This window comes from Paenibacillus ilasis (genome assembly GCF_043195395.1).
Lineage (GTDB): Bacteria > Bacillota > Bacilli > Paenibacillales > Paenibacillaceae > Paenibacillus_AQ > Paenibacillus_AQ lautus.
The window spans coordinates 700,991-726,416 of sequence record NZ_JBHDJG010000003.1 but is presented as its reverse complement, the minus strand read 5'-3'; the positions used below and the strand labels follow the sequence as shown (position 1 = coordinate 726,416).

24 protein-coding genes are annotated in these 25,426 nt (G+C 51.1%); 21 read left to right on the top strand and 3 right to left on the bottom strand.

Translation table 11 applies throughout. The features are described from left to right. Positions 1–51: 51 nt before the first annotated feature. From ACETK5_RS27440 to ACETK5_RS27415, 6 genes are all read left to right on the top strand, one after another. Complete coding sequence (locus tag ACETK5_RS27440) at positions 52–1,008, top strand: carbohydrate ABC transporter permease (RefSeq protein WP_100540267.1); 957 nt, start codon at positions 52–54, stop codon at positions 1,006–1,008. Continuing rightward, positions 1,005–1,868 carry a carbohydrate ABC transporter permease gene (locus ACETK5_RS27435; protein WP_394059071.1) on the top strand — a complete coding sequence of 288 codons (864 nt, stop codon included), beginning with the start codon at positions 1,005–1,007 and terminating at the stop codon, positions 1,866–1,868. The genes ACETK5_RS27440 and ACETK5_RS27435 overlap by 4 nt, the downstream gene beginning before the upstream one ends. Before the next feature lie 80 nt (positions 1,869–1,948). After that, positions 1,949–3,670, top strand: coding sequence for a cache domain-containing sensor histidine kinase (locus tag ACETK5_RS27430; RefSeq protein ID WP_100540269.1), 1,722 nt, complete (start codon positions 1,949–1,951; stop codon positions 3,668–3,670). A gap of 16 nt (positions 3,671–3,686) precedes the next feature. Next, entirely contained in the window at positions 3,687–5,030 is a 1,344-nt protein-coding gene (locus tag ACETK5_RS27425; protein ID WP_394059069.1) for an ABC transporter substrate-binding protein, read from the top strand. Positions 5,031–5,055: 25 nt separating this feature from the next. After that, on the top strand, positions 5,056–6,654 hold the full coding sequence (locus tag ACETK5_RS27420; RefSeq protein WP_394059067.1) for a response regulator transcription factor: 1,599 nt from the start codon (positions 5,056–5,058) through the stop codon (positions 6,652–6,654). Between the two features lie 335 nt (positions 6,655–6,989). Continuing rightward, on the top strand, positions 6,990–7,961 hold the full coding sequence (locus tag ACETK5_RS27415; RefSeq protein ID WP_394059065.1) for a ring-cleaving dioxygenase: 972 nt from the start codon (positions 6,990–6,992) through the stop codon (positions 7,959–7,961). Positions 7,962–8,265: 304 nt separating this feature from the next. Here the strand turns inward: ACETK5_RS27415 and ACETK5_RS27410 are convergent, their stop codons facing one another. Next, positions 8,266–9,219: a helix-turn-helix transcriptional regulator gene (locus ACETK5_RS27410; RefSeq protein WP_394059063.1), complete on the bottom strand. Its 954-nt coding sequence runs from the start codon at positions 9,217–9,219 to the stop codon at positions 8,266–8,268. Positions 9,220–9,349: 130 nt separating this feature from the next. On the opposite strand from ACETK5_RS27410, the gene ACETK5_RS27405 reads away from it, so the two are divergent. After that, complete coding sequence (locus ACETK5_RS27405; RefSeq protein WP_394059062.1) at positions 9,350–10,243, top strand: SDR family oxidoreductase; 894 nt, start codon at positions 9,350–9,352, stop codon at positions 10,241–10,243. 171 nt (positions 10,244–10,414) lie between these two features. Here ACETK5_RS27405 and ACETK5_RS27400 read toward each other — a convergent pair whose 3' ends face one another. Further along, entirely contained in the window at positions 10,415–10,672 is a 258-nt protein-coding gene (locus ACETK5_RS27400) for a GlsB/YeaQ/YmgE family stress response membrane protein (RefSeq protein WP_006208269.1), read from the bottom strand. Between the two features lie 196 nt (positions 10,673–10,868). Here ACETK5_RS27400 and ACETK5_RS27395 point away from each other — a divergent pair, with 196 nt between their 5' ends. The 14 genes from ACETK5_RS27395 to ACETK5_RS27330 all read left to right on the top strand — a co-directional run bounded on the left by ACETK5_RS27395 (position 10,869) and on the right by ACETK5_RS27330 (position 24,428). Then, positions 10,869–11,603 (top strand): acyl-[acyl-carrier-protein] thioesterase, encoded by a 735-nt coding sequence (locus tag ACETK5_RS27395; RefSeq protein ID WP_394059113.1) that lies wholly within the window; start codon positions 10,869–10,871, stop codon positions 11,601–11,603. 63 nt (positions 11,604–11,666) lie between these two features. Further along, a complete protein-coding gene (locus ACETK5_RS27390) occupies positions 11,667–12,359 on the top strand; it encodes a response regulator transcription factor (protein ID WP_100540276.1) in 693 nt (230 codons plus the stop codon). 9 nt (positions 12,360–12,368) lie between these two features. Further along, complete coding sequence (locus tag ACETK5_RS27385) at positions 12,369–13,355, top strand: sensor histidine kinase (protein WP_394059059.1); 987 nt, start codon at positions 12,369–12,371, stop codon at positions 13,353–13,355. 633 nt (positions 13,356–13,988) lie between these two features. Next, positions 13,989–14,759: an ABC transporter ATP-binding protein gene (locus tag ACETK5_RS27380; protein ID WP_100540278.1), complete on the top strand. Its 771-nt coding sequence runs from the start codon at positions 13,989–13,991 to the stop codon at positions 14,757–14,759. Continuing rightward, entirely contained in the window at positions 14,734–16,662 is a 1,929-nt protein-coding gene (locus tag ACETK5_RS27375; RefSeq protein ID WP_326116269.1) for an ABC transporter permease, read from the top strand. The genes ACETK5_RS27380 and ACETK5_RS27375 overlap by 26 nt, the downstream gene beginning before the upstream one ends. Before the next feature lie 86 nt (positions 16,663–16,748). Further along, the gene (locus tag ACETK5_RS27370; protein ID WP_100540280.1) at positions 16,749–17,570 is read left to right on the top strand and encodes an MBL fold metallo-hydrolase; all 822 of its coding nucleotides are present in this window, start codon (positions 16,749–16,751) and stop codon (positions 17,568–17,570) included. 258 nt (positions 17,571–17,828) lie between these two features. After that, the gene (locus ACETK5_RS27365) at positions 17,829–18,479 is read left to right on the top strand and encodes a sigma-70 family RNA polymerase sigma factor (protein WP_100540286.1); all 651 of its coding nucleotides are present in this window, start codon (positions 17,829–17,831) and stop codon (positions 18,477–18,479) included. Continuing rightward, the gene (locus ACETK5_RS27360) at positions 18,479–18,931 is read left to right on the top strand and encodes a GNAT family N-acetyltransferase (RefSeq protein WP_394059056.1); all 453 of its coding nucleotides are present in this window, start codon (positions 18,479–18,481) and stop codon (positions 18,929–18,931) included. Before ACETK5_RS27365 ends, ACETK5_RS27360 begins: the two co-directional genes overlap by 1 nt. Before the next feature lie 358 nt (positions 18,932–19,289). Next, positions 19,290–20,456 (top strand): bis-aminopropyl spermidine synthase family protein, encoded by a 1,167-nt coding sequence (locus ACETK5_RS27355; RefSeq protein ID WP_100540288.1) that lies wholly within the window; start codon positions 19,290–19,292, stop codon positions 20,454–20,456. 62 nt (positions 20,457–20,518) lie between these two features. Further along, a complete protein-coding gene (locus ACETK5_RS27350) occupies positions 20,519–22,654 on the top strand; it encodes a DNA topoisomerase III (protein WP_394059053.1) in 2,136 nt (711 codons plus the stop codon). Positions 22,655–22,756: 102 nt separating this feature from the next. Further along, positions 22,757–22,894: a hypothetical protein gene (locus tag ACETK5_RS27345; RefSeq protein WP_012819087.1), complete on the top strand. Its 138-nt coding sequence runs from the start codon at positions 22,757–22,759 to the stop codon at positions 22,892–22,894. Positions 22,895–23,127: 233 nt separating this feature from the next. After that, positions 23,128–23,391, top strand: a complete 264-nt coding sequence (locus ACETK5_RS27340) for a DUF1294 domain-containing protein (protein WP_100540290.1) — start codon at positions 23,128–23,130, stop codon at positions 23,389–23,391. A gap of 120 nt (positions 23,392–23,511) precedes the next feature. Continuing rightward, positions 23,512–23,946, top strand: coding sequence for a universal stress protein (locus ACETK5_RS27335; protein WP_394059050.1), 435 nt, complete (start codon positions 23,512–23,514; stop codon positions 23,944–23,946). A gap of 203 nt (positions 23,947–24,149) precedes the next feature. Continuing rightward, positions 24,150–24,428 (top strand): hypothetical protein, encoded by a 279-nt coding sequence (locus ACETK5_RS27330; RefSeq protein ID WP_100540292.1) that lies wholly within the window; start codon positions 24,150–24,152, stop codon positions 24,426–24,428. A gap of 53 nt (positions 24,429–24,481) precedes the next feature. On the opposite strand, the gene ACETK5_RS27325 is transcribed toward ACETK5_RS27330, so the two are convergent. Further along, positions 24,482–24,991, bottom strand: coding sequence for a histidine phosphatase family protein (locus ACETK5_RS27325; protein WP_394059111.1), 510 nt, complete (start codon positions 24,989–24,991; stop codon positions 24,482–24,484). Positions 24,992–25,426 lie beyond the last annotated feature (435 nt).

The window sequence follows — 25,426 nt, the reverse complement described above, 5'->3', positions numbered from 1 at the left end:
AGCTCTCTTTGCTCGGATTCGGATTTATCCTTACCTACCTGGAGGTGCATCATGGCAGACACAGCAACGGCAGAATCGCCGAAGCCGGTGCCGCAAAGGCGGCGCTTGTTGACGGAGACCGTGCGCAGCCGGTTTACGGCCTATACGTTCATATCGCCATTTTTCATATTGTTTGCAATTTTTGGCCTGTATCCGATTCTTTTTACCATCTATTTATCCTTCTTCAAGTGGGACGCGCTTGGACCGATGAAATACGTCGGCTTCAAAAACTACGAGCTGATTACAAGCGACCCGACCTTCTGGATCGCGTTTAGCAACACACTCATTATGGCTTTGATGGGAACCGTGCCGCAGCTGATTGTGGCCTTATTTGTGGCGGTTATGCTCAACTCGGCCTTGAACAAATTCAAGAATACGTTCCGCATTCTGTATTTCATGCCGAACATCACCTCCATCGTTGCCGTGACGCTCGTGTTCAGTACGATGTTCGGCAACAACGGGATGGTCAACTGGCTCTTGAACACCTTCGGTGCGGAAAGCGTACCGTTCAACTCCGGCTGGTGGGGAGTCAAAATCGCGATATCGACCATGGTTATGTGGCGGTGGATGGGTTATAACGCCATTATTTTTCTGTCGGGGCTGCAGAGCATTCCGACCGACATTTATGAAGCGGCCAAAATCGACGGCGCCACCCGAGGCCAACAGCTGCTTTATATCACGCTGCCGCTTCTTCGGCCATTCATTCTGTTTGTTACCTTGGTATCAACGATTGGCGCGCTCCAATTGTTTACGGAGCCTTATGTATTCCTTGGTCAGTCCGGCACGGGTTCTACGCGTCAGGAAGGGGTAACGATGGTCACTTATCTGTATAATGAAGCATTTAAGAACGGATTTTTCGGTACGGCAGCGGCAACGGCGGTCCTCTTGTTTATCGCCACCATTCTATTCTCGGTGTTAAATATGATGCTGGGCCGAGAAGGTAAAGATACGGGAGGTAAAAAAGCATGAGCACAGTCGCCATAAGCCGAAAAAAACCGGATGAACCCGGTGTTATCGCTAAATTTTTCTTCTACCTCTTGATGATCCTTGGCGCGCTGGTCTCGATCTTCCCGTTCTACTGGATGTTTGTCGTGGCTACGAATGATAAGGATGCGGCATTTCATATTCCGCCGCTGCTTACGCCCGGCACGCAGTTTCTGGATAACTTCGCGCGCGTGCTGGAGCGAACGGATTTTTTCAGGGCGTTGATGAACTCGGTCGTGGTGTCTACGGCCGTGACCTTGTCCGTTGTGTTCCTCTGTACGCTGGCGGGTTATGCTTTTGCCAAGTATGAGTTCCCATTAAAGAAGACGCTGTTTGTCTTTGTCATTGCCACGATGCTTGTGCCTGCCCAGCTGGGCGTGCTTCCACAGTACGTCATCATGGCCAAGCTGCACTGGATCGACAGCTATAAAGCGCTGATCGTGCCCGCTATGGTCAATGCCTTCGGCATTTTCTGGATGAGGCAGTACATCGCTTCTGCCGTTCATACCGAGCTGATCGAAGCGGGGCGGATCGATGGCGGCGGACATTTCCGGATTTTCTGGAACATAGCTATTCCTGTGGTAACACCGGCGATGGCTACACTGGGAATTCTGAATTTCATGAATGTGTGGAATGATTTCTTCTGGCCGCTTGTCGTATTGAAAAACAGAGAAAATTACACCATTCAAATTGCGCTGCAGCAATTGTTCACCAATAAGGACGGCCTTGATTTCGGGATGATCATGTCCGCTACCTTCACGGCTACGCTGCCGCTTCTCATTGTGTTTCTATTGTTCAGCCGCTATGTCATCGCGGGTCTGACATCAGGCGCGATAAAAAGTTAACATGCGGGGTGATGTCCTACAGGGAATGCGGGCTGTCATGAAGAATAATAGACATAGTAGAGTGGAGGGAGGAAGGATCCATGAAACTCCGCCGAAAGATATTGCTGGCTATTATTCTTCTGGTCTTCATTCCGGTCATCGCGCTGGGCGGGGTATCTTATTACAGCTTTTCGGAAGCGATGGAGAAGAAGTCGAATGATTTTTACTGGATTTCGCTTCTGGAGACGGATCGGAAGCTGAAGTTCGCCTTGAATGAAATCACGACGATTTCGAACTCGGCGATCACCCAGCAGTCGGTTCAGCAGATGCTGAAGCAGCCGGAATACGCAGTTACCTACGAGCAGCGGCAGGAGATCAACAATTTGATCAATCATCCGATGATTGCGTCGTTTGCCTTTTATTCGAACGACCAATTGCTTTATCATACGAATAGCGGAATGGAGCTTCAGGAGCTGAGGCACCAGGAATGGTATGAATCGGTGGAGAAGGCGGAAGGGCGCCCTGTATGGGTCGGTCCAGGCGAGAACGGCTCTGCGGCATCCGGTTCTCCCGTTTTGATTCAATCCAGAGTCATTAAGGATTATTACTCGCTGGAGGATATCGGGACCGTCGTGATTTATGTGAAGCCGGATCTGCTCGATCAGGTATTCTGGGAGGCGGCAACGCTGAAGCAGGGAGATATTTTGCTGGTCAACAAGCAGGGGCGGATCGTGTTCAGCAAGTCAGGCGGGCATATCGGGGAGCGGACGGCATTCCCGTTTCTGTCGGATAGCTATACGAATGGAAAAGGCTATTATATCGATCAATATGCAGATGAAAAATCGCTGATCACGTATTCACCTTCTCACAATAAAGAATGGTTTCTGGTCGCCATCACACCAAGCAAACTCATCTCGGCCGAATCGGTCTCGATTCGTAATCTGGCCTTGATTCTGGGATTGATCTCGCTCGTGTCGGCATTTCTGTTCGACCGTTTTTTTGTGCGCAGAATGGTGCGCAGCATCATCAGCGCGGTAAACGGGATGAAGCGCGTTAAGCAGGGTATCTTCGTTCCGATCCCATCGCATAAAGTGGCGGAGGACGAGACGGATCTGTTAATTGACGGCTTTAACCGGATGAGCACGCAGATTCAGGAGCTGATCGGACAGGTTGAGACGGAACAAGCACGGAAAAAGGAAGCGGAGATGCAGGCGCTGGTCGCTCAGATCAATCCGCATTTTATATACAATTCACTAGAATCGATTAATTCGATGGCCGTGCTTCAGGGAAACAAGGATATCAGCAAGATGGTGGTCTCCCTTGGTAAGCTGCTTCGCATCAGCATCAGCGAGCATCATGAGCTCATACCGGTTAGCATGGAGCTGGAACATGTCCAGCATTATATGCGGATACAGAAATTCCGATTTGAGGAAAAATTCGATTACGGCATTGAGCTTCCGAATGAACTGAGGCACTACGTTACACAAAAGCTGATTATTCAGCCGATTGTTGAGAACGCTTTATATCACGGGATTGAGCCGATGGAGGAAAGCGGATTGATCTCCATCAGGGTGTCCGAGGACGGCGAGGATATCGTGATCGATGTGGAGGACAACGGTCCGGGCTTTGATCCGGAAACGCTGATCAAGCTATGGAATACGGACCCGGGACAACTAAAGAAGTATCGCGAGAACGGGGTCGGTCTGAAGAATGTACATGAAAGGCTGCGGATCCGGTTTGGCAGCCGTTACGGATTGATGATTTGTTCCTCGCCCGGTTACGGCTCCTTGATACGAATCCGAATACCGAAAATACTGACATGACAGGGGGTGCTGCAGAGTGAGATGGTTTTGGAATTGGGGCTGGATTGTCGGATATGCCACTCTGTTGGCGCTGTCTGTCGCGTGGGTTACGGTGCAGAGTCAGGGACCGGCCCGGGAGGAACAGCCCGAGAAAATTACGCTGACGTTTCGGCATTTCTGGAACAAGGAGCATGACAGACCGGTGCTGGCCATATTCGAGAGCATTGTTCGCACGTATGAGAAAGCGCATCCAAATGTAAAGGTGAACTTTGAAAGCATCGATCAAACGATTCACCGGGAACAAAAGCTGAAGAGCGAGATGGTCACCGGTACGCCGCCGGATATGTTTGTCCTATTCGGCGGAGCCGAGATCGTGCCCTATGCCAGATCCAACCGGCTGATGGATTTAACGGATTTTTTGCAGGATACCGGTCTGAAAGAGCAATTCAAGGATCTGCACCATTGGACCTTCAACAATCGGATTTACGGTCTGCCTTTTGAGGGGCACGCGGAGCCGATCTATTATAATCGGGCTTTATTCCGGCAGCTGGACCTGGAGCCTCCGAAGACGCTGGATGAGCTGAATGAGGTGATTCGGAAGCTTCGCAAGAACGATATCATTCCCTTTGCGCTTGGGAACGAAGACCGCTGGCCGGCAGGGATTTTTGCGCATTATTTCATGGATCGGTACGCGGGCCCGGAGCTGATTGACCGTCTGGTTGAAGGAGAGGATCAGGTCAGCTTTGTGCATGAGTCGTATTTGGAGGCGTTTGAGCAGCTGGAGTCGTGGATCAACGCAGAAGCGTTCAGTCCGAACGCAAATAATATTTCCACGGAAGAAGCGATAGCCCAGTTCACCGAAGGAAAGGCGGCGATGTATCTGAACGGCAGCTGGGATATCACGCTGTTCCGGAATGAGGATCATCCGGATTTTCAGAATGAGGTAGGCGTCATTCCCTTTCCCTCCCTTCTTCCCGGCGAAGAACGGTCCTTGGCAGGCGGATACACGATCGGGATCGGGCTGTCATCGGATTTGGATGAGTCAAAAAAGCAAGCGGCTTTGGAGCTGCTGGGCATGTTCTATACCCCAGAGATGCAGACACGGCTGGTGTATGAAGGGCTCCGCGTTCCTTCGATGAAGATTGCCTATGATTCAAACAAAACCGGGCCGGTGTTTGCCCAGGTCACGGAATTGATGGAGGAATCCACGAGTACGTTTTTGCCATACGATAACAAGCTGTCACCTGAGGTGAACCGTTTATTCCTTAAAGTGATCGAGGATATGATTGGAGGACGGACGCAAGCTGCCGCCGCACTGGAACAGATTCAGAAGGCCTCGGTGCGCTATTGGCAGCTTAGGCGAAACACGGTGCCGGAGTAACCAAAAGAGACAGGGGGGGAACATCATGGGCGGATCGGACGGTAAATTCAGAGTCATTCTGGTTGATGATGAGCCGATCATTCTGCGCAGTCTAAGGGCAGCCATTCCCTGGGATGAGCTGGATCTGGAAGTCGTAGGGGAGGCTAAGACAGGGGACGGCGCTCTGAAGCTGGCGCGTGAAGTGTCGCCGCATATGATCATCAGCGATATTCGGATGCCGGGAATGGATGGCATTACGCTCATGAAGGAGCTGAAGGCGGATCAGGCACGGCGGATCATTATTTTTATTAGCGGGTACGGTGAATTCGAATACGCAAGGGAAGCGCTGCGCGAAGGGGCATTCGATTACTTGCTGAAGCCGATCGATCATGATGAGCTGACGGAGACGATAGCCAAGGCGGCCAGAGCCCTGGAGAAGCAGATTGCGGATGACCAAATGCTGCACTCGATCAAGGTTCTATCGCTGCTGGCCCGGGAGCGGATGCTGACGGAATTTATCGAGGGGAACCGAAGCCCCTTGCAGCATATGCAGTGGCTGGAGGACAGCGAGCTGGAGCATGGATACACGATGGCCGTCATTCAATTGGATCATTACTTGCGGCTTAACGAGTCATGGAGCATGGACGAGAAGCGCCTGTGGCTGTTTGCCGTACGGAACGTCCTTGAGGAATGGTCCTTGCAGCATGGCGGGTTAACGGTATTTCCTTTCCGTAGCGGGGAATGGGTGCTGCTGTTTCCGAACCTGACGAGGGAGCGGCAGGAGGTCATCGGCCGGGATCTGGTGCAATTGATCAAGCGGAATACGAAGCTGTCCTGCTCGGTCGGCTTCAGTCCCAGTATGGCCGGGATTGACCGCTTGGGAACGGCTTATGAGACGGCAGTCCGCGCGTTATACCAGCGGTTCTATTCCGGGGAAGAGGGTGTGTTTGTCGGGACTCCCGATTCCGTAATGGAAACGGCCAGCGAAGCGAAGTATCCGAAGCATCTCGAGTCGCTCATGGTGGAAAGCATCCGCACGCTTCACAAGGAGCGGCTGCAGGAGCTTTTTGACGAGACCAAGGCTTATATCGAGGAGCATGCCTTCAGCCGGGAAATGACCGAGCGGGTGCTGCTGGAGATGAGCGTTGTGCTGTATCGGCAGTTTGAGCATATGAAGGTGCTGTTTGAGTGGTCGCTGGAGGAATTGCTGCAGGAGCTTCATGCATCCGGCACCCTTCAGCAGCTGATGGATGTCATTAAAAGCCATTTCAGCAAATGGATTGCCGAGAGCCGGTCGGGGCAGGCCAAGGACAATGTCCAGGCCGTTATGGGTAAGGCCAAGGATTATATCGCGGAAAATTATCAGAAGGATCTCAGCATTGAAGAGGTTTCGGAGCTGGCGGATTTGAGCATCAGCCATTTCTGTACCCTGTTTAAGGCCACAACGGGATATACGTTTCTGGAGTACTTAACGGAATGCCGGATCGAGAAGGCCAAGAGCATTTTGCTGAATACGGATGTGAAGGTATACCAGGTAGCGCCGCTGGTAGGGTATCAGGATCCTCGATATTTCACGCAGGTATTCAAGAAAATAACAGGGAAAACGCCCTCCGAGTATCGCGAAGAGGCGATATCCAAGACATAAAGAGGCTTATGCCTTGTTCGTGGTGTTAATGGGCCAATCCTATGAGGATAGGTTTCAGTACAGCAGGGAATGAATAACAGATCCATTTTTTCCGGTTTGATCAGGGAAAAAGGGAGTTCTGTTATTTTTATTTTAAATATCTTAATATTAAGACTTGACGATTTAAGGTTTAAATACTAAACTGAGATTAAGCAGCAGATACACAAGATAAGTTAAAGAAGCAAGGATGAAGCTGCTTTTTCGAATAAGGCGTTTAACCAAACAGGACAGGTGCCTAGGATGGTTACCATGGTTTCATTAATGACGAATAAATCATATAGATGGAGGTTGAAGTCATGAAGTTTAAAGGAATTCATCACGTATCCGCGTTAACGGCTGCGGCTTCGCGCAACTTCGAATTTTATACAAAGGTGCTTGGCATGCGTTTGGTTAAGAAAACGGTGAACCAGGACGATGTGTCGGTCTACCATCTGTTTTACGGCGACGAAAAAGGAAACCCCGGGACGGAGCTTACCTTCTTCGAAATTCCGATGGCCGGCCGGACCCGTGAGGGAAACAACAGCATTTCGGCAACATCCCTGCGCGTGCCCAGCGACCGCGCATTGGAATACTGGACCCGGCGGCTGGATGAACACGGGGTAGAACGCGAGGAGATCAAGGAGCGCGCCGGCCGATTAACACTTCTCTTCAGGGACTTCGAGGGGCAGCGCATCATTCTGGTTTCGGATGAACATAATGAGGGAGTTCCTGGAGGCATCCCATGGGAAAAGGGTCCGGTTCCGGCGGAATACGCTATCATCGGTTTAGGTCCGGTGCAGCTGACCGTGCCTAATCCGGTGCAGACCGTGAAGGTATTGACGGAGCTGATGGGCTTCCGCTACAAAGGGCACTATGCTTCGCCAGTTGACGGGCAGCCGGATATCCTGGTCTTTAAGACAGGAGAAGGCGGTACGGGAGCGGAAGTGCACGTGGAGGAACGAACGGATCTTCCGCAGGAACGGCTTGGCCGGGGCGGCGTTCATCACGTTGCATTCCGCGTCGAGGACGAGGAGGAGCTCCGGTCCTGGATTGATCTGATTGGCGATGTTGGATTTTCGAATTCGGGATTTGTCGATCGCTTCTACTTCCGTTCCTTGTATTTCCGGGAACCTAACGGTATTCTGTTCGAGGTGGCCACCGACGGCCCGGGCTTTGACACGGATGAGCATATCGATCATCTCGGCGAATCCCTTGCGCTGCCGCCGTTCCTGGAGCCGAAGCGGGAACAGATTGAAGCCAACCTAAAGCCTCTCCACACCATTCAATAATGATGGCTCATATCAACGAAGTAAAGAGCACCAGGCAAGCCTCCAATTTCGGGGCGGTTTGCCTGGTGCTTTTTTATAGATATCAGAAAGTATAAACTTCCAAGCTTGTGACTTCCTGATATCGCAAGAGAAACTTCCTCTAACTGCGGTCTGTCATCTGAGAAAGTACGTCGGTAGGCGTTTTTCTTATAGATATCAGAAAGTATAAACTTCGAAGCTGGACTTCCTGATATCGCAAGAAAAACTTCGTCTAACTGCGGTCTGTCATCTGAGAAGGTACGTCGGTAGGTGTTTTTCTTATGATCTATTCATACAGCCGTGAAATGGCTTTTGCGGCTGTGCTGACATGCTCGCGCAGCTCCTGCGGAGCAATCACCTCGATTTCCGCTCCGCAGCTTAGAAGAAATGCCGAAGCCGATTCCAAGGTGTTGAATTCCAAATCGGCCTCAACCCATCCGTCGTGCTGGCTTTCCAAGTCGCACCGGATTATTTTTACGTATCGCTCCCGCTCAAAGCGTTTGATCAGAGAAACGGTCATTCGAACCTGTGCCGGATACTGCGGGAGATTCTGCATGAACCGTGCCAGCGACTCCTCCCAATACTCAGCTAGATTAAAATCAGCCGGGCGCTCGAAGGTATCCTCGGACATGACGGCATCCACGATTCTCGATACACGGTAGGTTCGCAGCTCGCCTTCGGATTCCGCGACCACATACCAGGTGCTGCGTTTGGCAACCAGCCCCAGCGGATGAATGATTCTTTCGACCCGCTCCTCCCCCTTCATATATTGTATTCGGATGATACGATCCAGCCATAGCGCCTCCTGAAGCACGGTAAGATACGGATGGGATTCATGGTAGGAGTGCCAGCCTGCGCCATCAATATGGATTTTCTCCCGAATGATTTCGGCGTCCTGCCGAATGGAGCGCGGAGAAGAGGCTAACAATTTCTGATATGCTGCATCAAACTGCTTGCGGATTCCCAAATCCCCGATCAGCGGGCTGTGACTGGAGACTAGCAGGGAGATAAGCTCGTCAGGCGTCATCCCGGTCAGGTTCGTTCGATAGCTCTCCTCCAGCACCCAGCCGCCGAGGGAGCCTCTTTCCGCATAGACGGGAATACCCGCCGAGCTTAAGCTTTCCATATCGCGTATGATCGTTCGTTCCGATACCTCGAGCTGCTCCGCCAAATACCGGGTATTCTTCTTACCTCCGTTCTGGAGCATCAGCATAATGGACAATAGACGATCCGCCCTCAAGTCATGTCACCTCTTTAATATCTGTAGAAGATAATTGTATTGTAGCACGGATATAAGACAAGGGATGTCATATATGACTGATACGATAAGGATGTTGAGAACATTCAGTATACAGGTTGGAGGTCTCGCTATGAATAAGAATGATCATAAGCCATTACAAGGAAAAGTAGCCGTTGTTGCCGGAGCGACCCGAGGGGCTGGCCGCGCCATTGCGGTGATGCTGGGCGCCGCTGGGGCAACGGTGTATTGCACAGGACGGAGCGTACGGGGTCAGGTATCGGATATCAAGCGGTCCGAGACGATTGACGACACGGCGGATATGGTGACAGAGCGAGGCGGAATCGGCATCGCCGTGCAATGTGACCATACGGTGGAGGAGCAAGTAAAGGCATTGTTTGAACGGATTCGTGAGGAGCAGCAAGGACGGCTTGACATCCTTGTCAATGATATATGGGGAGGCGAGAACCTCACGCACTGGAATATCCCGTTCTGGGAGCAGTTTCTGTCCGATGGATTGCTGATGCAGGAACGAGCGGTTACCACGCACATGATCACCAGTTATTACGGTGTTCCGCTTATGGTGGAGAACGGCGGGGGATTGGTCATTGAGGTTACGGATGGATCTACGTATCGATATCGCGGGAACTTGTATTATAGCCTGGCAAAAATTTCGGCGATCCACCTGGCTGCAGCCATGGCGGAGGAGTTGCGTCCCTATCAGGTAACGGCACTGTCCGTTACGCCGGGATTTTTGCGTTCCGAACAAATGCTGGATCACTTTGGCGTGACGGAAGACAATTGGCAGGATGCCGCAGCGCAAGATCCGCATTTCATCGAGTCGGAGACCCCCTATTTCCTGGCGCAGGGCATTGCGGCGCTTGCAGCCGACCCCAGTGTTGCCGACAAGAGCGGCAAGGCGCTAACCAGCTGGGATTTATCGGATGAATACGGGTTTAGCGACATCGACGGACGCAGGCCGCATTGGGGCAATTATGCGAAGAAGCAAGGACTTCCTCTTCCTTGAAAAAGAAAGGGGAGCATGTAAAAACAGGGTGACCTACCGCCATGATGGCGAATAGGTCACCCTGTTTTGTTGTGGATTTTATCGGTTCATTCGCGAATACCGTTGGGTGATCTGGATCGTGCAGTTGCCGGTAACTCGCATCATGAAAGCCAAGAATCCATGTCAATCAAGTTAGGAACGGCCGCGTCTCATCGAACCCATGATCAGGCTGACGATAAAGACAAGCACGACGGCGCCGATCAGAGCAGGTAGGATGAAGAATCCTCCCATTTCCGGTCCCCAAGATCCAAGCAGAAGTCCACCCAGCCAAGCACCGACAAAACCAGCAATGATGTTACCGATGATACCGCCGGGAATGTCTCTGCCCATAATCAAGCCTGCAATCCAACCAATGATACCACCAACGATTAATGACCAAAGAAAACTCATTGTTTATCACCTCGTATAAGTTATAGTTGTTTGTGCCTTACTATTAACCAAAGACGTGACTTTTAAACCGGATGATGACGAAATCACTTTTTTCCAGTAGTCGAAATACCATGACATTCTTTGATAAATGCGGGGCTTTTGATTATGCTTGAATTATTCTGAGATTGAAAATAATAAAGGAGCTGGCATGGGACGCATGGTTGAGAAATGGACAGAAGAATATACGATTCAATCGGTTGATGCAGATTTTAAAGGGGATTGCCGTTGGTCTTCGCTGCTCAGTATTTTGCAAAGAGCGGCTGACCGGCATATTGAGGCGCTCGGGATTAGTCGCGAGGAGATGATCGAGCGGGGAATGGGCTGGATGCTGATTACACTGGAGCTTAATATGCAGCGGATGCCAAGGGATATGGAAACCGTATATGTTGACACTTGGAGCCGCGGGTCTAAAGGAGCGCTGTGGCATCGGGATTATCGAATAAAGAACGGCGATGGCGAAATGCTGGGCGAAGCCCGCTCGGTATGGGCGCTCGTGGATATTCATAAACGGAAAATTTTGCGTCCGTCCATGTTTCCATTCGAGGTGCCGATCGGTCAGGAAACGGTTGGTGAACTGCCAAGCAAAGCCGTATTGCCGGAAGGAGTACAGCTGGATGAGGCGTACACGTATATGGTCCGGTACAGTGGAATCGATACGAATGGTCATTTGAATAATGCCCGTTATGCAGACCTGTGCTTTGACGTGCTGGATGTGCAGGAGCTTCGGGAAGGGCAGGTGACCGGCTTCAAGATTACATATCATAACGAGGCCAGGCTGAAGGATACGATGCTGATCAGACGTTCGGTCGAAGAGAACAATCGGGTGTACGTACAGGGCATATCGCCGGACGGGACCAACTTTTTTGAAGCGGCTATCGTTAGGGAATCATAAACCATCAGGCAAATTCTTCTCGGAAGGGAAAGGGCGGCCTGACGCTTCATGGAGGGAGAACGGATGTACAAAATTATGATTGTTGAGGATGACCCCAAGCTGGCGGGGCTGCTGCAATCGCATATCGAACGGTACGGAAATGATGGGAAAATCATCGAGGATTTCGATCATGTGCTGGAGCAATTCCACGAGATAAAGCCGCATGTCGTTCTGCTTGACGTGAATCTGCCAAGCTTTGACGGATATTATTGGTGCCGGCAGATCAGATCGGTATCCACCTGTCCGATTATTTTCATATCCGCTCGGAACGGGACCCCCGATCAGTTACGGGCGTTGGAGAACGGCGCCGATGATTATATCACCAAGCCGTTTGCTTATGATATCGTCATCGCCAAAATCCACAGCCAGCTGCGCCGCGTATATGGCGATTATGCGGCAGCATCCGCCGAGCGTACGGTTGAGAAGGACGGGCTGGTCCTGTATCCCGAACGGATGGAGCTGATTCTCGAGGACCGGACATCCATACTCACGAAAAAAGAAACAATCCTTCTGGAAACGCTGCTGAGCCGGAGCCCCCGGCTTGTGACGCGCGAGACGATTCTGGAGAAGCTGTGGGATGATACGTTCGTTGACGATAATACGCTCAGCGTGAATATTAACCGGGTGCGCAAACGGCTTGCGGAGTTAGGGATTGAGAATGCGCTGGAAACGATCCGCGGCTCCGGGTATCGGCTGCACACGGTTTGGAAGAGGTAAGGTAAGGCTATGAAAAAGCTGTTTTGGCGTGAGCAACTGCCCTTAATTTTATTTACGGTCGCCGCGTTGTTCGTGGTGCTGCTCGTATTCTGGTATGACGGTTATGATCATCCGGTGACAGCGGCTTATGCGGTATTCCTCGGTCTGACCATTCTGGGCGGATACCTGGCATTCCGGTATTTCACGCACCGGGAATTCTATGAGCGGCTGTCACAGCCCATCAGGTCGCTGGAGGAATCGATCAAGCATAATGAATCGGCCCCACTGCCTACGGCCCTTAGCGAGCTGATGGAAGAGCAGTACCGTCAATACCGCACGGTCATGGAAGAGTGGGAGCGCCGACGGAAAGAGCATATGATCTTCATGAATCAATGGGTGCATCAGATGAAAACGCCGCTGTCCGTCATTGAGATGATCACGCAAGAGGATGATAACGATTCCTTCAAGAGTATATCCGAAGAGTCTGATCGGATTCGGCGCGGGCTGGAGATGGTGCTCTACATGTCCAGGCTCGAAACCTTTGAACAGGATTTCAGCGTGGAGCCCGTGAAGCTTCATCAGATTGCAGTCGAAACGGTCCACGAGAACAAGCGCTACTTTATTCACAGCCATGTGTATCCGGAAGTGCGAATAGACTCGGATCTCACCGTCCAGACGGATGCCAAGTGGCTTCGGTTCATCATGCTGCAGCTGCTGTCCAACGCCATCAAATATTCCGCCGGTACCGGGCTGAAAGTGACGATTCAAGCCCACCGGAGCGAGGATCGCCGCCATGTTGTGTTGGAGATCACGGACCGGGGAATGGGCATACCCAAATCCGACATGAAGCGGGTGTTCGACCCGTTCTATACCGGGGAAAACGGGCGCAAGCTGAAGGAATCCACCGGCATGGGCCTGTATCTCGTCAAGGAGGTCGTCCATAAAATGAACCATCGAATCGAGCTGGAATCCGAGCCGGGGAGAGGAACGACCGTGAGGTTGATTTTCTCGGGGTGAGACTCGGGACAAGTAGTCCTGTTGGCGTCTGACTGGCGATGTCTTATGATGTTAAGTAAGGTTGTTGGCTATTTAAAATTAAAATAACAGTATGGATTTAGGCGCCGAGTAGGGTCAATCAGACCATATTTAAGTCATTCTTAGATTATGGAGCGGTACAGTAATCCACATAAATACTTTATGATAGCACCTTATCTCGGATAAACGATGGTTATTGAAATCATCATGAAGCCCTGAGATAAGGTTCTTTCTTTTGTTTTAAATCATGTGTAGGTATCGGCACACACCAGCGAAAGAGGACGAAACGATTCCGAAGAAGCGAAGCGGTCGCCTTTGCACCCGAATTTTCACCACAGTGTAATCGTTCAGAAAATTTGGGGGCAACAGCGATCGTAGGAACGTTACGCACTTGGAGCGGTCTAAAGAAGCGCATAAGTGACGTACTCGACGCGTCCTAGAGAAACGAACAAGACGCATTCAGATCGCCTTAGCGTAATCCAGCTGTAGATTTGTCATTAGCGCATGAATCTTACACCGATGTAAGATTGGTGAAAGAGTGATCGATAGGAGAAGCTCCGGGGATGCTATACACTAACCTTACAAGATTGAAATAACGAAGGTGAGGTTTACAAGATGGAAATTCTAAACGTGCGCAATCTGGGAAAGGTCTATAAGGCCGCGGTGTCCCACGAGGCGCTTTCCAATATCAATTTGAGCATCAACGAAGGGGAATTCGTTGGCATTATGGGGCCTTCCGGCAGCGGAAAAACGACGCTGCTTAACATGATATCCACCATCGACCGTCCCACATCCGGGGAGATCACCATCGGCGGGGAAGATCCGTTCCGTTTATCCCAGGATAAACTGGCCATGTTCCGCCGCCGTGAGCTTGGATTTGTCTTTCAGTCCTTCAACCTGCTGAATACGCTGACAGTCAAGGAGAACATTCTGCTGCCCTTGGCGCTGGACGGCGTGGATCTGGATGAGATGAACCGCCGGGTCGGTATATTGGCCGAGAAGCTGGGCATCACATCCATTCTGGACAAGCGGACGTATGAAATATCGGGGGGACAGGCGCAGCGGACAGCAGTAGCACGGGCTATGATCCACGTACCGAAGCTGGTTCTGGCCGATGAACCGACGGGGAACCTGGACTCCAAATCGGCGCGCGACGTCATGGAAATTATGGACCGGAGAAACAAGGAAGACAACGTGACGATGCTGCTGGTCACCCATGATCCGGTTGCCGCAAGCTACTGCAATCGGGTGGTGTTTATCAAGGACGGACAGCTGTACAACGAAATCACGTACGGTGAGAGCCAATCGGCCTTCTATCAAAAAATCATCAATGTGTTATCGCTGCTGGGAGGTTCGGGACATGAATTTTCGCCAGTTCGCCATTAACAATGTCCTGCGCAGCAAGCGCACGTATATTGCCCATTTCCTGAGCAGTGCCTTCTCCGTCATGATTTTCTTTACTTACGGGCTGCTGTCGTTTCACCCGCAGCTGAAGGACGGCCTGGTCTCCTCCAGCGGTACCATGTCCATGCTGGGAACGATGGGCATGACGGTATCCCAGTACATTGTGTTCGTTTTTTCATTCTTCTTCCTGCTGTATTCGGTGGGGGCTTTCATCAAGGTCCGGAAAAAGGAGTTCGGCATTCTGCTGATTCTCGGCATGTCCCGCAAGCAATTGAACCGGATGCTGTTTATCGAAAATATATTGATTGGCGTTGCGGCGATCGTTGCCGGGATTGGGACGGGCATGCTGTTCTCCAAGCTGATTCTGTTAATCAGCGCCAAGCTGCTGGCTGTGGATACCGGACTTCCGTTTTATTTTCCGCTCCAATCGCTGATCATCACGGCAGCGGCTTATGCCGTTTTGTTCCTGCTGATTGCGCTGTTCTCCTCGTTCATGCTGCGGAAGGGTACGCTGCTTGCGCTCGTGAAAGCAGAGGAAAGCCCCAAGCCGCAGCCGAAAGCATCGCCTTGGCTGGCGGTTCTGGCTGTGCTGTTGATTGGTGCCGGATACGGCATGGTTATGGTTTTTGCGATTCTTCAAATTTTCAATCTGTTTCTGCTGCTTGGGGGCGTTGTATTCGTCATCATCGGCACGTATTTTCTGTTCACCCAGTTCAGCGTGTTCTTCATGCGGTACTTGCAGAAGAAGGAACGATTTTTCTTCCGTCGAACCAATCTGCTGACGATATCGGAGCTGCTGTACAGAATCAAGGACAATGCGGTGATGTTCTTCCTCGTATCGGTCATTTCGGCATCCGCCTTTACCGGGATCGGTACCACGCTCGCGATCGGGGATCCGGGACTGTCGGCCATGGAGAACCCTTATGCCTTTACGTATTCCATGTATGAAGAGGATGCGGACAGAGGGAATCGACATCTGGATATCATCAGGGAGGAGCTCAGAAAGAGCGGATTCGATTACAAGGAAGCGGAGGTTACCCCGATTTTCTCGGATAACGGGGTGAAGCTGATTAAGCTGAGCGAATATAACAGTCTCATTCAGTCGCTGGGTTACCCGGCAGAAACATTGAGCGATCTTGAAGGGATCTTGACTCCGGGAACGGTAACGGAGAAGAACAGCTACCGAATTGATGGTCCCTTGAATGATCAGTTCGAAGTATTAATCGGCAAGAAATCGGAAACCGTAAAAGTGCTCAAAGCTGAAACGTTCATTGCTGTACCGGCAACCTACGGCGAGACGCTGGTCGTATCCGACCGTTTGTACGAGGATGCGTTCCAGGCACAACAGGATCAGGAGTACGGTTATGCGGCATACCATACGTATTACGTACAGGATTGGAAGAATACAGGGGATGTGTCTAGAGCGATTTTGGATCGTCTCAAGGAGAATGAAGACTACAGCTATTATCTAAAATCATTGTATTTGGATTGGAAAAGCGCCCAGCAGCAGAACGGGATCCTGCTTATGGTGAGCGGCTTGGTCGGCATCGTGTTTTTCACCTTCGCGGCAAGCTTTGTTTATTTCCGGCTATACGCGGATCTTGCCCGGGATGAACAGCAGTATCGCATGATAGCCAAGGTCGGTCTCAGCAAAAAAGAGCTTGGCACCATCATTACTAAGCAGCTTGTCATTATGTTCTTTCTGCCGATGCTGATTGCACTTATTCACAGCGGCGTTGCCTTCGTAGCCCTGCAGCAGCTGGTAGACTTCTCGATCGTAGGGCACAGTTTGAAGATTTTCATATTCTTCCTGAGCATACAGATCATTTATTTCTTTATTACTCGCTGGCGTTATCTGGAGCGTCTCAACAAAATCATTCAGTAAAAATCACCGTTTCTTCGTTGAAAAGTGCCAAAACGGGTATGTTATTACAAGAAGCACTTACAACGAGAAATGGGGGCGATTCCATAATGAATGACCACAGCATGTTAAAGACGGGTGCAGTAGAGCCCGAGGAGATTACGCCGGATATTCTATCCTTGCGTACCGTCATGGTGAACATCCAGATGGTCGGTACGCCGGGAACCGGAGACTGGGTACTGATTGATACGGGACTCGGAAATTTCGAAGGCTCCATAGTAGAAGAAGCTGAGAAAAGATTCGGAAAGCCGCCGGTTTGCATCGTGCTTACGCACGGCCATTTCGACCATGTGGGCAATGTAAAGGAGTTGGCCGATCGCTGGAACGTCCCCGTCTATGCTCATCGGGATGAGCTGCCGTACCTCACGGGAAAGGAAGACTATCCACCGGGAGATCCAAGCGTAGGCGGCGGATTGATGGCCCGCGTTGCCCCGATGTATCCGAACAAAGCCATCGATCTGGGCGCAAGGATACAACCTCTGCCGGAGGACGGCAGCGTGCCGGGTCTTCCTGAATTCAAATGGATCCCGACACCGGGTCATAGCCCAGGCCATATCTCCCTTTTTCGTGAACGGGATCGAGTCCTCGTGGCCGGAGACGCGGTCATTACGGTGAAGCAAGAGTCAGCGCTTGCCGTCATCGGGCAGGAGAAGGAGCTGCACGGGCCGCCGATGTATTTTACCCCGGACTGGGATCTGGCGCGTGAATCGGTTCGCCGCCTGGCAAGCCTGAATCCCGGAATTCTGGTCACGGGGCACGGGGTCTCCATGCGCGGCGAAGAGCTAACAGCTTCGCTTGCGCGGTTGGCCCGGGACTTTGACCGTTTGGCCGTTCCCGAGCAAGGACGATATGTGGATAAGGGTACGAATTGAATGAGAACGGATCTAATCATGCAATTCATGATATGAACGATTTATAGGCTGAACGAGACACCGTGAGGGCGATGACCTTGCGGTGTTTTTTAATATGATAAATATTCAATATGGAAATGATTAGCGGAAATGTGCGAAGATGAAGGTAATTGTAACACCAGCTTTTAAAAAAATAATGAACTGACGTGAACCTGAGCACGTTCTCAGGCATCTAACTTATGTAAGGCCAAGGAAGTGTTGCAAAGGAGGTCTCCCAACTTGAACAAGAAATCCAATATAGAGTGCGATGTTCAGCTTGCCAAGCGTGGGGATCGGGAAGCCTTTAGCCGGCTGATCCACGCTTGCGAGCGTAATTTGTATGGACTAGCCCGCTTGTATCTGAAGCGGGAAGAGGATTGCGCGGATGCGGTACAGGAAGCGATTTATAAATCCTTCATCGCTATCCCTACCTTGAAAGAGCCTGCTTATTTCAAAACATGGCTGTCCCGTATTCTCATTCATGAATGCCTGCAACTGCTGCGCTCCCAGCAGCGGCTGCGTAAGGTTGAACCTGACAACGGGGGTGCCGATGTCCTGCCGTATGAAGCGATCGAACTTAACGAGGCCGTGACTTATCTGGAAGAAGATTTACGCAGGGTTATTCAGCTTCACTATTACCGGGATATGCCGATTAGCCATATCGCCAAGATCGTAGGGATACCGGAAGGAACGGTGAAATCCCGACTGTACCGGGCGCGCGCTATTTTGGCGGAAAGATTGGATCCCTCCACGGAAAGGAACGTGAGCCATGACCCGATAGTAGGTAAGGAGTCGAGTCGGAATGACTTTGCTCCTATCATAACGATCCGGACGGCTAGGTTTGTCGGGGATTACGATATCATTCACAGATCCTGGGAGGTTGCGGCTTAATGGGGACGAATCAGAATGTTAGATTGATGGACAAATCCGACCTTGAAGCATGCTCGGAGCTGATGCTCAAGGTCTTTAGCGGCGAACCCTGGTTTGACCAGTGGGACTCCGTGCTGCATGTGCAGCAATACCTCGCGGAATTCATGGACAATCCGGTGTTTTTGGGATTTGTTATCGAACAGGAGGGCAAGATCCTGGGAGCCTCTTTTGGTCATACGAAGAGCTGGTATAGCGGTAAGGAATATTATATCCAGGAGTATTTTATCGATACCGATCTGCAGGGCAGCGGATTAGGCTCGGCACTGATGAACGGAATGAAGGCATACTTAAGTTCAGTTCACGTTCATTGCATGGTATTGCTTACAGAAAAGGATCTTCCGGCGGAAGATTTCTATCGGAAACACGGTTTTGAAGTGAAGAAGGATGTTATTTTTATGGCCAACAGATTTTAGTCGGCGGGATTCATATCGAAAATAGGGGAGCTGTCTTGATGTCGGTGCGTGTTCTTAACTAACCAAATTGTATAGGACTCTGGCTTGTGCTTTTTGCGGCAAAAACCCACTTTATGTGAGGTTTATTTGTCATGGCGCGATGGCTTTGAGTCCACCTGGTTAAGAACACAACAGCCATCCCTTATATATTGACTGTACAGCCGTGCCCTGGGCACGGCTTCCCGCTCGGGGGACAGAAGGTGGACGATGGTTCATAGACTTCTGTCCTTTTTTCATGACCGCAGCACGTATGGGGTCACGTGTGTTCTTTTCCAGGGGCAATGGCAACACCATATCTCAGGAAAAGAGCGTGAATCACATGATCCATTATATAGAAGAAGTGAAAACCAAGGTTTCTCTGCAGGAGGGCGTCCAGGTGATCGAACAGCTGCTGGTAGCGAGTTATATGCAGCCCGGTATATCAACCAAAGAGCTGGCACGTCATACGTATCTACCGGTTCCGGTCGCTGCGGCGATCAAGAAGGAGCTCATCAAGGCAGGGGCTCTCATTCAAGAGCGGGGGGTGCGCTGCACCTCTGCCGGGAAGCTCTATGTCGAACAACAGCTGGGATACGGAGGAATCGATGCAGATTTGTATCAAAAGCTACTAGCCGGCGACACCGATTGGCGGACTGAGCTGTCGGATGTGCTCGCAAGACTTACCGAGATTCTGGAGCTGCGTCCCCAAGTCGATGTACAGATCGACCAATCCCAGTGCACGGTAGAGACGAGTTTAAAGAGGGCGATTCTGTCTCTGAGGGAGCACAGCCTGATCGGGAAAAACATCCTGTGCGTGGGCGATGACGATCTCGTGAGCATCTCGCTGGGCCTGCTGCTTAAACGGCTGTTCCCGAACGCAGAGGACCAGAGAGCCAACATTACCGTAATGGATATCGATGAGCGATTCCTCCGGTTTATCCAGGGCGCGGCTGCAAAAGAAGGCTTATCGGTTACATGCAGGCATATCGATCTCAGGCAGCCTTTGCCTGAGGGCTGGGACGGGCAATATGACTGCTTTTTCACGGATCCGCCGTACACGCTCCCAGGGCTGACTCTGTTCTTATCCAGAGGGATTAGCGCGTTGAAACGCGAGAAGGGATGCCCCATCTTTCTCTCCTTCGCCCACAAATCTCCCGATTTCACATGGTCCATGCAGCGTGAATTCGTCCGTATGGGTTTGTCGGTAAAGCAGGTGCTGCTTCATTTCAATCAATACATCGGAGCGCAGATGATCGGCAATAGCAGTCAGATGATCGTGCTGACAACGACGGAATTTACGGTGCCGCATTTGACGGACACTTTCGAGGATGAGCTCTACACAGGCGAGGTTAGGCGCACGCTTCGAACCTACAGATGCATCCAATGTCAGGGCGAGCTGCAGGTGGGCGTGCAGGGTGATTTTTCCACGATTGAGGATTTGAAGAAGCAGGGCTGTCCGGTATGTGCCAATCCTACGTTCACATGGCTGGCTAAGAAAACGATCTGACTTAGCTTTGTGGAAACAATCGAGGGGAGGTTATAATAGGAGAACAGAGGAAGGGGAGGGCTATGAAAGTATTAGTATTGGCTGAGAAGCCGTCCGTTGCGAAGGAAATTGCGAGAGTAATGGGCAGCCGGGAGAAGCAGAAGAATTATTTTGAAGGACCGAAATATATTGTGACCTGGGCGCTTGGACATTTGGTAGGACTTGCCGAACCCGAGGACTATGATAAGAAGTACCAGACTTGGGTTCTGGAGGATTTGCCGATCCTGCCGGATAACACAAGGCTTAAGGTGCTGAAGGAAACAAGCCACCAGTTCAAGACGGTTCAGCATCTGATGAAGCGCGCGGACGTTGGCGAGATGATTATTGCCACCGATGCCGCCCGTGAAGGAGAACTGCTGGCGCGCTGGATCCTGAAAATGGCGAAGTGGAACAAGCCGTTCAAGCGGCTGTGGATTTCTTCCCAGACGGATAAGGCGATCAAGGAAGGTTTTGCATCGCTCAAGCCGGGGCAGCAGTTCGACCGGCTGTATGAGTCCGCACGCTGCCGGGCGGAAGCGGATTGGATGGTTGGACTGAATGTGACGCGTGCGCTGACGACCAAATTTAATGCACAGCTGTCGGCAGGCCGGGTTCAGACGCCAACGCTCGGGATGATTATGGACCGGGAGAAGGAGATCGTGAATTTCCGCTCCCAGGAGTATGAGACGCTGCAGGCGGATCTGGGGAGCTTTGAGGTATCGTGGCGTCCGTCCGGCGGAGACGGTCGTTTATTCGAGAAGGATAAGGCGGCCAAGCTGAAGCAGAAGCTGGAGGGCAGCACCGGAAAAATCGTCAGCGTGAAAAAGAGCGAGAAAACTGAACCGCATCCGCTGGCATACGATTTGACCGAACTGCAGCGGGATGCCAACCGTCGATTCGGATTCTCGGCCAAGCAGACCTCGAATGTGCTGCAGCGCCTGTATGAGCAGCATAAGCTGGTCACCTATCCGCGTACGGACAGCCGTTACCTGACATCCGATATGGTCGGAACGTTGAAGGAGAGACTGTCGAGCATTGCGATCGGACCGTATGCGTCCATTGCCCGCCCGCTGCTGCGCAAAAATTTATCGCCAGGCAAACGGGTCGTGGATGACAGCAAGGTTACGGATCACCATGCCATCATTCCAACCGAACAAACCGTGCTGCTGAATCAGCTGTCTGTCGATGAACGCAAGCTGTACGATCTTATCGTACGCCGGTTCATCAGCTTGTTCTATCCTCCTGCCCGCTACGATAACGTATCGGTTACCGTTCAGATTGAGGGGGAGCAGCTCTACGCGAAAGGGACTACGATCAAGGACAGCGGATGGCGCGAGGTATACGGCGGCGATTATGATGATGACGCTGATGACGAGCAGGACGATGTTCAGGGCCAGTCTTCAGGCAAGCTCCTGCCGGAGCTGCGAGAAGGAGAGTCGGTGAAGGTGGTCCGCTGCGTGCTGAAACCGGGACGTACCCAGCCGCCGAAGCGTTATAACGAAGCGGCGCTGCTCTCCCAGATGGAGAAGCACGGGCTTGGAACCCCCGCGACCCGGGCTGATATCATCGAGAAGCTGGTTAGCTCGGACACGATCGAACGGCAGGGGCAAACCCTCCATCCGACAGGCAAAGGCAAGCAACTGATTGAGCTTGTCGCTCCAGAGCTAAGAACACCGGAGCTCACGGCGCGTTGGGAGGCCGAGCTCGAACGGATCGCAAAGGGGCAGGGCAAGCCGGAACCGTTCTTGCGCGGAATACGGGACATGACCAAGAAGCTGGTCACGGATGTAAAGGGAAGCGATGCGGAGTACAAACCGCATAATGTTTCAAACAGCCACTGTCCGGATTGCGGCACCAGGCTGCTTGAGAAGAAGACCAAGCGCGGCAAGCTGCTAGTATGTCCGAGCGACGATTGCGGATACAAGCGTTCAGGCGAGAAGCGTCTGTCCAACCGCCGCTGCCCGCAGTGCCACAAGAAGATGGAGATGAAAGAAGGCAAGGCGGGGCTGTTCGTGCAGTGCCTTGGCTGCGGCATTACGGAAACGCTGAAGAAGGACGCCAAGCATGTGAACAAACGCGAGGAGCGGAAGCTCGTGCAGCAATACAGCAAGCCGGAGACGATCGGCTCGAACCTGGGCGACCTGTTGAAGGCGGCCCTTGAGCAGAAGGGGAAGGAATAGTCTGCAATGGTGCATCTCCCAAGGCTTGAAATGCGTTTTTCTTGCCGTTGTTAGCATAACCTCGGGTGCAATAGCTCATTCTACGGACAGGGGGTGATTTGCATGCCGAATCATAAAGCAAGAAAAACCGAAAACCAGCAGAACAAATCAAGCATTCTTGAGGAGAGCAAGACCCTCAAACCGAAAAAGGCTGCAGACTATGTTCCAAGCCTGAATGAAATATCCAAGAATGAATCATAAGTTTTCGTAGTGGTTGAGCATGATCTGGTTGTCATTATGCCGGACACGGGTCCGTTGGATTTATGATCTCGGCCGTGTCCTAATAATGGCATTCATATATGGCTTGGTCATGGCTAAGATTATTTAGCCGGCATTGTCTTCATTAGCCTGCGGTTTTATAATAGCGGTAGAACGTAAAGCGAATGGCTGATTGGGCAAGATCGATCAGTTGGAATGGGGGTGCGTGAACCAACGTGAGACCTGCACTGATCGTTTGGTTTATTTTTATCAATGCGGTAGCCTATCTGGTCATGTCCGAGGATAAGCGGCGTGCCCGGTTGGGACGGGATCGCGTTCCGGAGAGAACGCTGTTTCTGCTGGCTGCCATTGGCGGGGCCTTGGGTGTATGGATTGCCATGTACCGCAAACGTCATAAAACGAGGCATTTATCATTTAAACTGGGAGTGCCGCTGTTGTTAGTCGTGAATGTCGCGCTATACACGTATTTCTGGGGATAAGTCTGTTTAATCTGAACTACATAGGAACATCGCAGCAAGTCAGCAAGCTCGTTTCATATCGGTATGAAGTTGTTTAATAATAAGTAGTAGGTCTTTTCATTATAGAAAGAGGTGGCCTGTATGCTTTTTACTAAAATTCTTCTAGCTTACGACGGCTCCAAAGCAGCGAACAAAGCGCTCGGACGTGCGGTTGAACTTGCCAAAGTAACGCCGGGAGCTACGCTGGATGTCATTCATGCTTACGATTTTCCGCGTTTCTTCGTTGGGGAAGGGCTTGCCCCGATTCCAGCTTCACTTAATAAAGATGTCTACGATCTTGCCGTGCAGACGAAAGAAGAAATCCGCGAGCGGATTGAGAAGTCAGGCGTCACCGGGCAGGTGGAGATGATCCAGGGTCCTCCGGCTGAAGTCATTCTGGAGTACGCGAATCAGAATGGCAGTGATCTTATTGTCATCGGCAGCCGGGGTCTTGGCGGAATCCGCGAGTTTGTACTAGGCAGTGTCAGCCATAACGTGGTGCAGCATGCAAAAATTCCGGTACTGGTCGTAAAATAAAGTTTGTTGGGATAGTGGGACGCTGAGGCGTCCCTTTTTTTAAGAGATGAGAAATGATAAACGTCAGAGGCTCCCCATTCTTATCTCGCAAGATAAACTTCCGCTAAAAGCGGTCTGCCTTAGAGAAAGTACGTCGATCGACGTTTTTCTTTTAGCAGCGGTCCGTTAGGAGGGTAGGTGCTTTAAAGTTAGAGGAGGTTCAAATGGAAATTATTCTTCTTATGGTCTTGGTTGTTCTGGTCGGTCTTATGGTCTCCAGCCGAATGACGGCAATGGAGAAGCGAATGAAACAGCAGCAGAACACGTTAAATCAAATTGCAAACCAACTAGGAATACCCGAGCCGCCGGTTCATGCTCAAGTCAGACAGCTGCTGGCGGATGGACAGGATATTAAAGCGATTAAAATCGTAAGGGAAGAATTAGGATTGTCTTTGGTTGAAGCCAAGCAATATGTAGATGCAATCAAGTATGGCGAGCAGTAGACTATGCTTTTTTCAGAGAACAGGGCGTGATGGAAAAGGCAGGCTTCTTTCGGTTATAGATGAGGTGTTGCATTCTCCAGGGTAAGTTCCCAACGTCCGCCGCGGTATTCGATCTTGTGCAGCCCGGTGTTCGCCGCCGGGAAGAACGGATTCTTATTGCTCCAAGCCATATCCTTAATGAGATGATAAATCATATTGATAACTCCCCCGTGAGTGACGACCAATACGTTCTCATGATCGTTAACCGCAAGCTGATCCTGGCATAAACTCGTGAAGGTTTCCTTAATCCGCATAAAATTCTCTTGGGGGCTTTCACCGCCAGGGTATTTTTCGTCCATCCGTAAGCTTGAAAAATATAATCCTGGATACCTCTCCTCTGCTAAAGAGTGAGGTATTCCAGCGAGCAGACCGTTATTCATCTCCCTCCAATCCTCAAAAGCTTGGAATGGGAGGCCAAGCTTATCGGCAATGATGGCGGCAGTCTGATCGGCTCTCTGCAAATCGCTGCATACGATTCGATGGATATTAAAATCATGACGATGTTGATCTAAGTACTTCCCCAGCTTCTCCGCTTGCCTGATTCCTTCCCCTCTATGAGTCCCCGCTGGCTCCAACCTCCGCGGTACCCTTCTTCATCTTGACCATGCCTTACGAGATAGATAGCCATGGGTTCCTCCTAAGAATAGATTCTGTTTGCGGCATTCAAATATAAATGTCGGGTTAGATGTTTTGTCATATTTAATATTAGTGACGGTTGTTAAGAATTCGACATTCGCTTTTATCTTCCTTGTAAGTAACCACAATGAAAGAGCAGAATATGCCTTATTTTATTCTGCGAAAATACTTTTCCCTTACCCTCTATGCAGCAGCAAAAAAAACTCGTTGAATATGCTCCAGCGGAGCGGACGAATCGTGGATGGAGAAGCGCCAGCTTTCGCCTATAAACACGGGAAACACCCTGTATGGTTCAATCCAGTTTCCCGTGTTTAACAGCGATC

Bases quoted from the DNA above. Each gene is read 5' to 3' on its own strand.
- ACETK5_RS27440 (WP_100540267.1), top strand. From the start codon at position 52: ATGGCAGACACAGCAACGGCAGAATCGCCGAAGCCGGTGCCGCAAAGG.
- ACETK5_RS27435 (WP_394059071.1), top strand. From the start codon at position 1,005: ATGAGCACAGTCGCCATAAGCCGAAAAAAACCGGATGAACCCGGTGTT.
- ACETK5_RS27430 (WP_100540269.1), top strand. From the start codon at position 1,949: ATGAAACTCCGCCGAAAGATATTGCTGGCTATTATTCTTCTGGTCTTC.
- ACETK5_RS27420 (WP_394059067.1), top strand. From the start codon at position 5,056: ATGGGCGGATCGGACGGTAAATTCAGAGTCATTCTGGTTGATGATGAG.
- ACETK5_RS27415 (WP_394059065.1), top strand. From the start codon at position 6,990: ATGAAGTTTAAAGGAATTCATCACGTATCCGCGTTAACGGCTGCGGCT.
- ACETK5_RS27405 (WP_394059062.1), top strand. From the start codon at position 9,350: ATGAATAAGAATGATCATAAGCCATTACAAGGAAAAGTAGCCGTTGTT.
- ACETK5_RS27400 (WP_006208269.1), bottom strand. From the start codon at position 10,672: ATGAGTTTTCTTTGGTCATTAATCGTTGGTGGTATCATTGGTTGGATT.
- ACETK5_RS27395 (WP_394059113.1), top strand. From the start codon at position 10,869: ATGGTTGAGAAATGGACAGAAGAATATACGATTCAATCGGTTGATGCA.
- ACETK5_RS27390 (WP_100540276.1), top strand. From the start codon at position 11,667: ATGTACAAAATTATGATTGTTGAGGATGACCCCAAGCTGGCGGGGCTG.
- ACETK5_RS27385 (WP_394059059.1), top strand. From the start codon at position 12,369: ATGAAAAAGCTGTTTTGGCGTGAGCAACTGCCCTTAATTTTATTTACG.
- ACETK5_RS27380 (WP_100540278.1), top strand. From the start codon at position 13,989: ATGGAAATTCTAAACGTGCGCAATCTGGGAAAGGTCTATAAGGCCGCG.
- ACETK5_RS27375 (WP_326116269.1), top strand. From the start codon at position 14,734: ATGAATTTTCGCCAGTTCGCCATTAACAATGTCCTGCGCAGCAAGCGC.
- ACETK5_RS27370 (WP_100540280.1), top strand. From the start codon at position 16,749: ATGAATGACCACAGCATGTTAAAGACGGGTGCAGTAGAGCCCGAGGAG.
- ACETK5_RS27360 (WP_394059056.1), top strand. From the start codon at position 18,479: ATGGGGACGAATCAGAATGTTAGATTGATGGACAAATCCGACCTTGAA.
- ACETK5_RS27355 (WP_100540288.1), top strand. From the start codon at position 19,290: ATGATCCATTATATAGAAGAAGTGAAAACCAAGGTTTCTCTGCAGGAG.
- ACETK5_RS27350 (WP_394059053.1), top strand. From the start codon at position 20,519: ATGAAAGTATTAGTATTGGCTGAGAAGCCGTCCGTTGCGAAGGAAATT.
- ACETK5_RS27345 (WP_012819087.1), top strand. From the start codon at position 22,757: ATGCCGAATCATAAAGCAAGAAAAACCGAAAACCAGCAGAACAAATCA.
- ACETK5_RS27335 (WP_394059050.1), top strand. From the start codon at position 23,512: ATGCTTTTTACTAAAATTCTTCTAGCTTACGACGGCTCCAAAGCAGCG.
- ACETK5_RS27330 (WP_100540292.1), top strand. From the start codon at position 24,150: ATGGAAATTATTCTTCTTATGGTCTTGGTTGTTCTGGTCGGTCTTATG.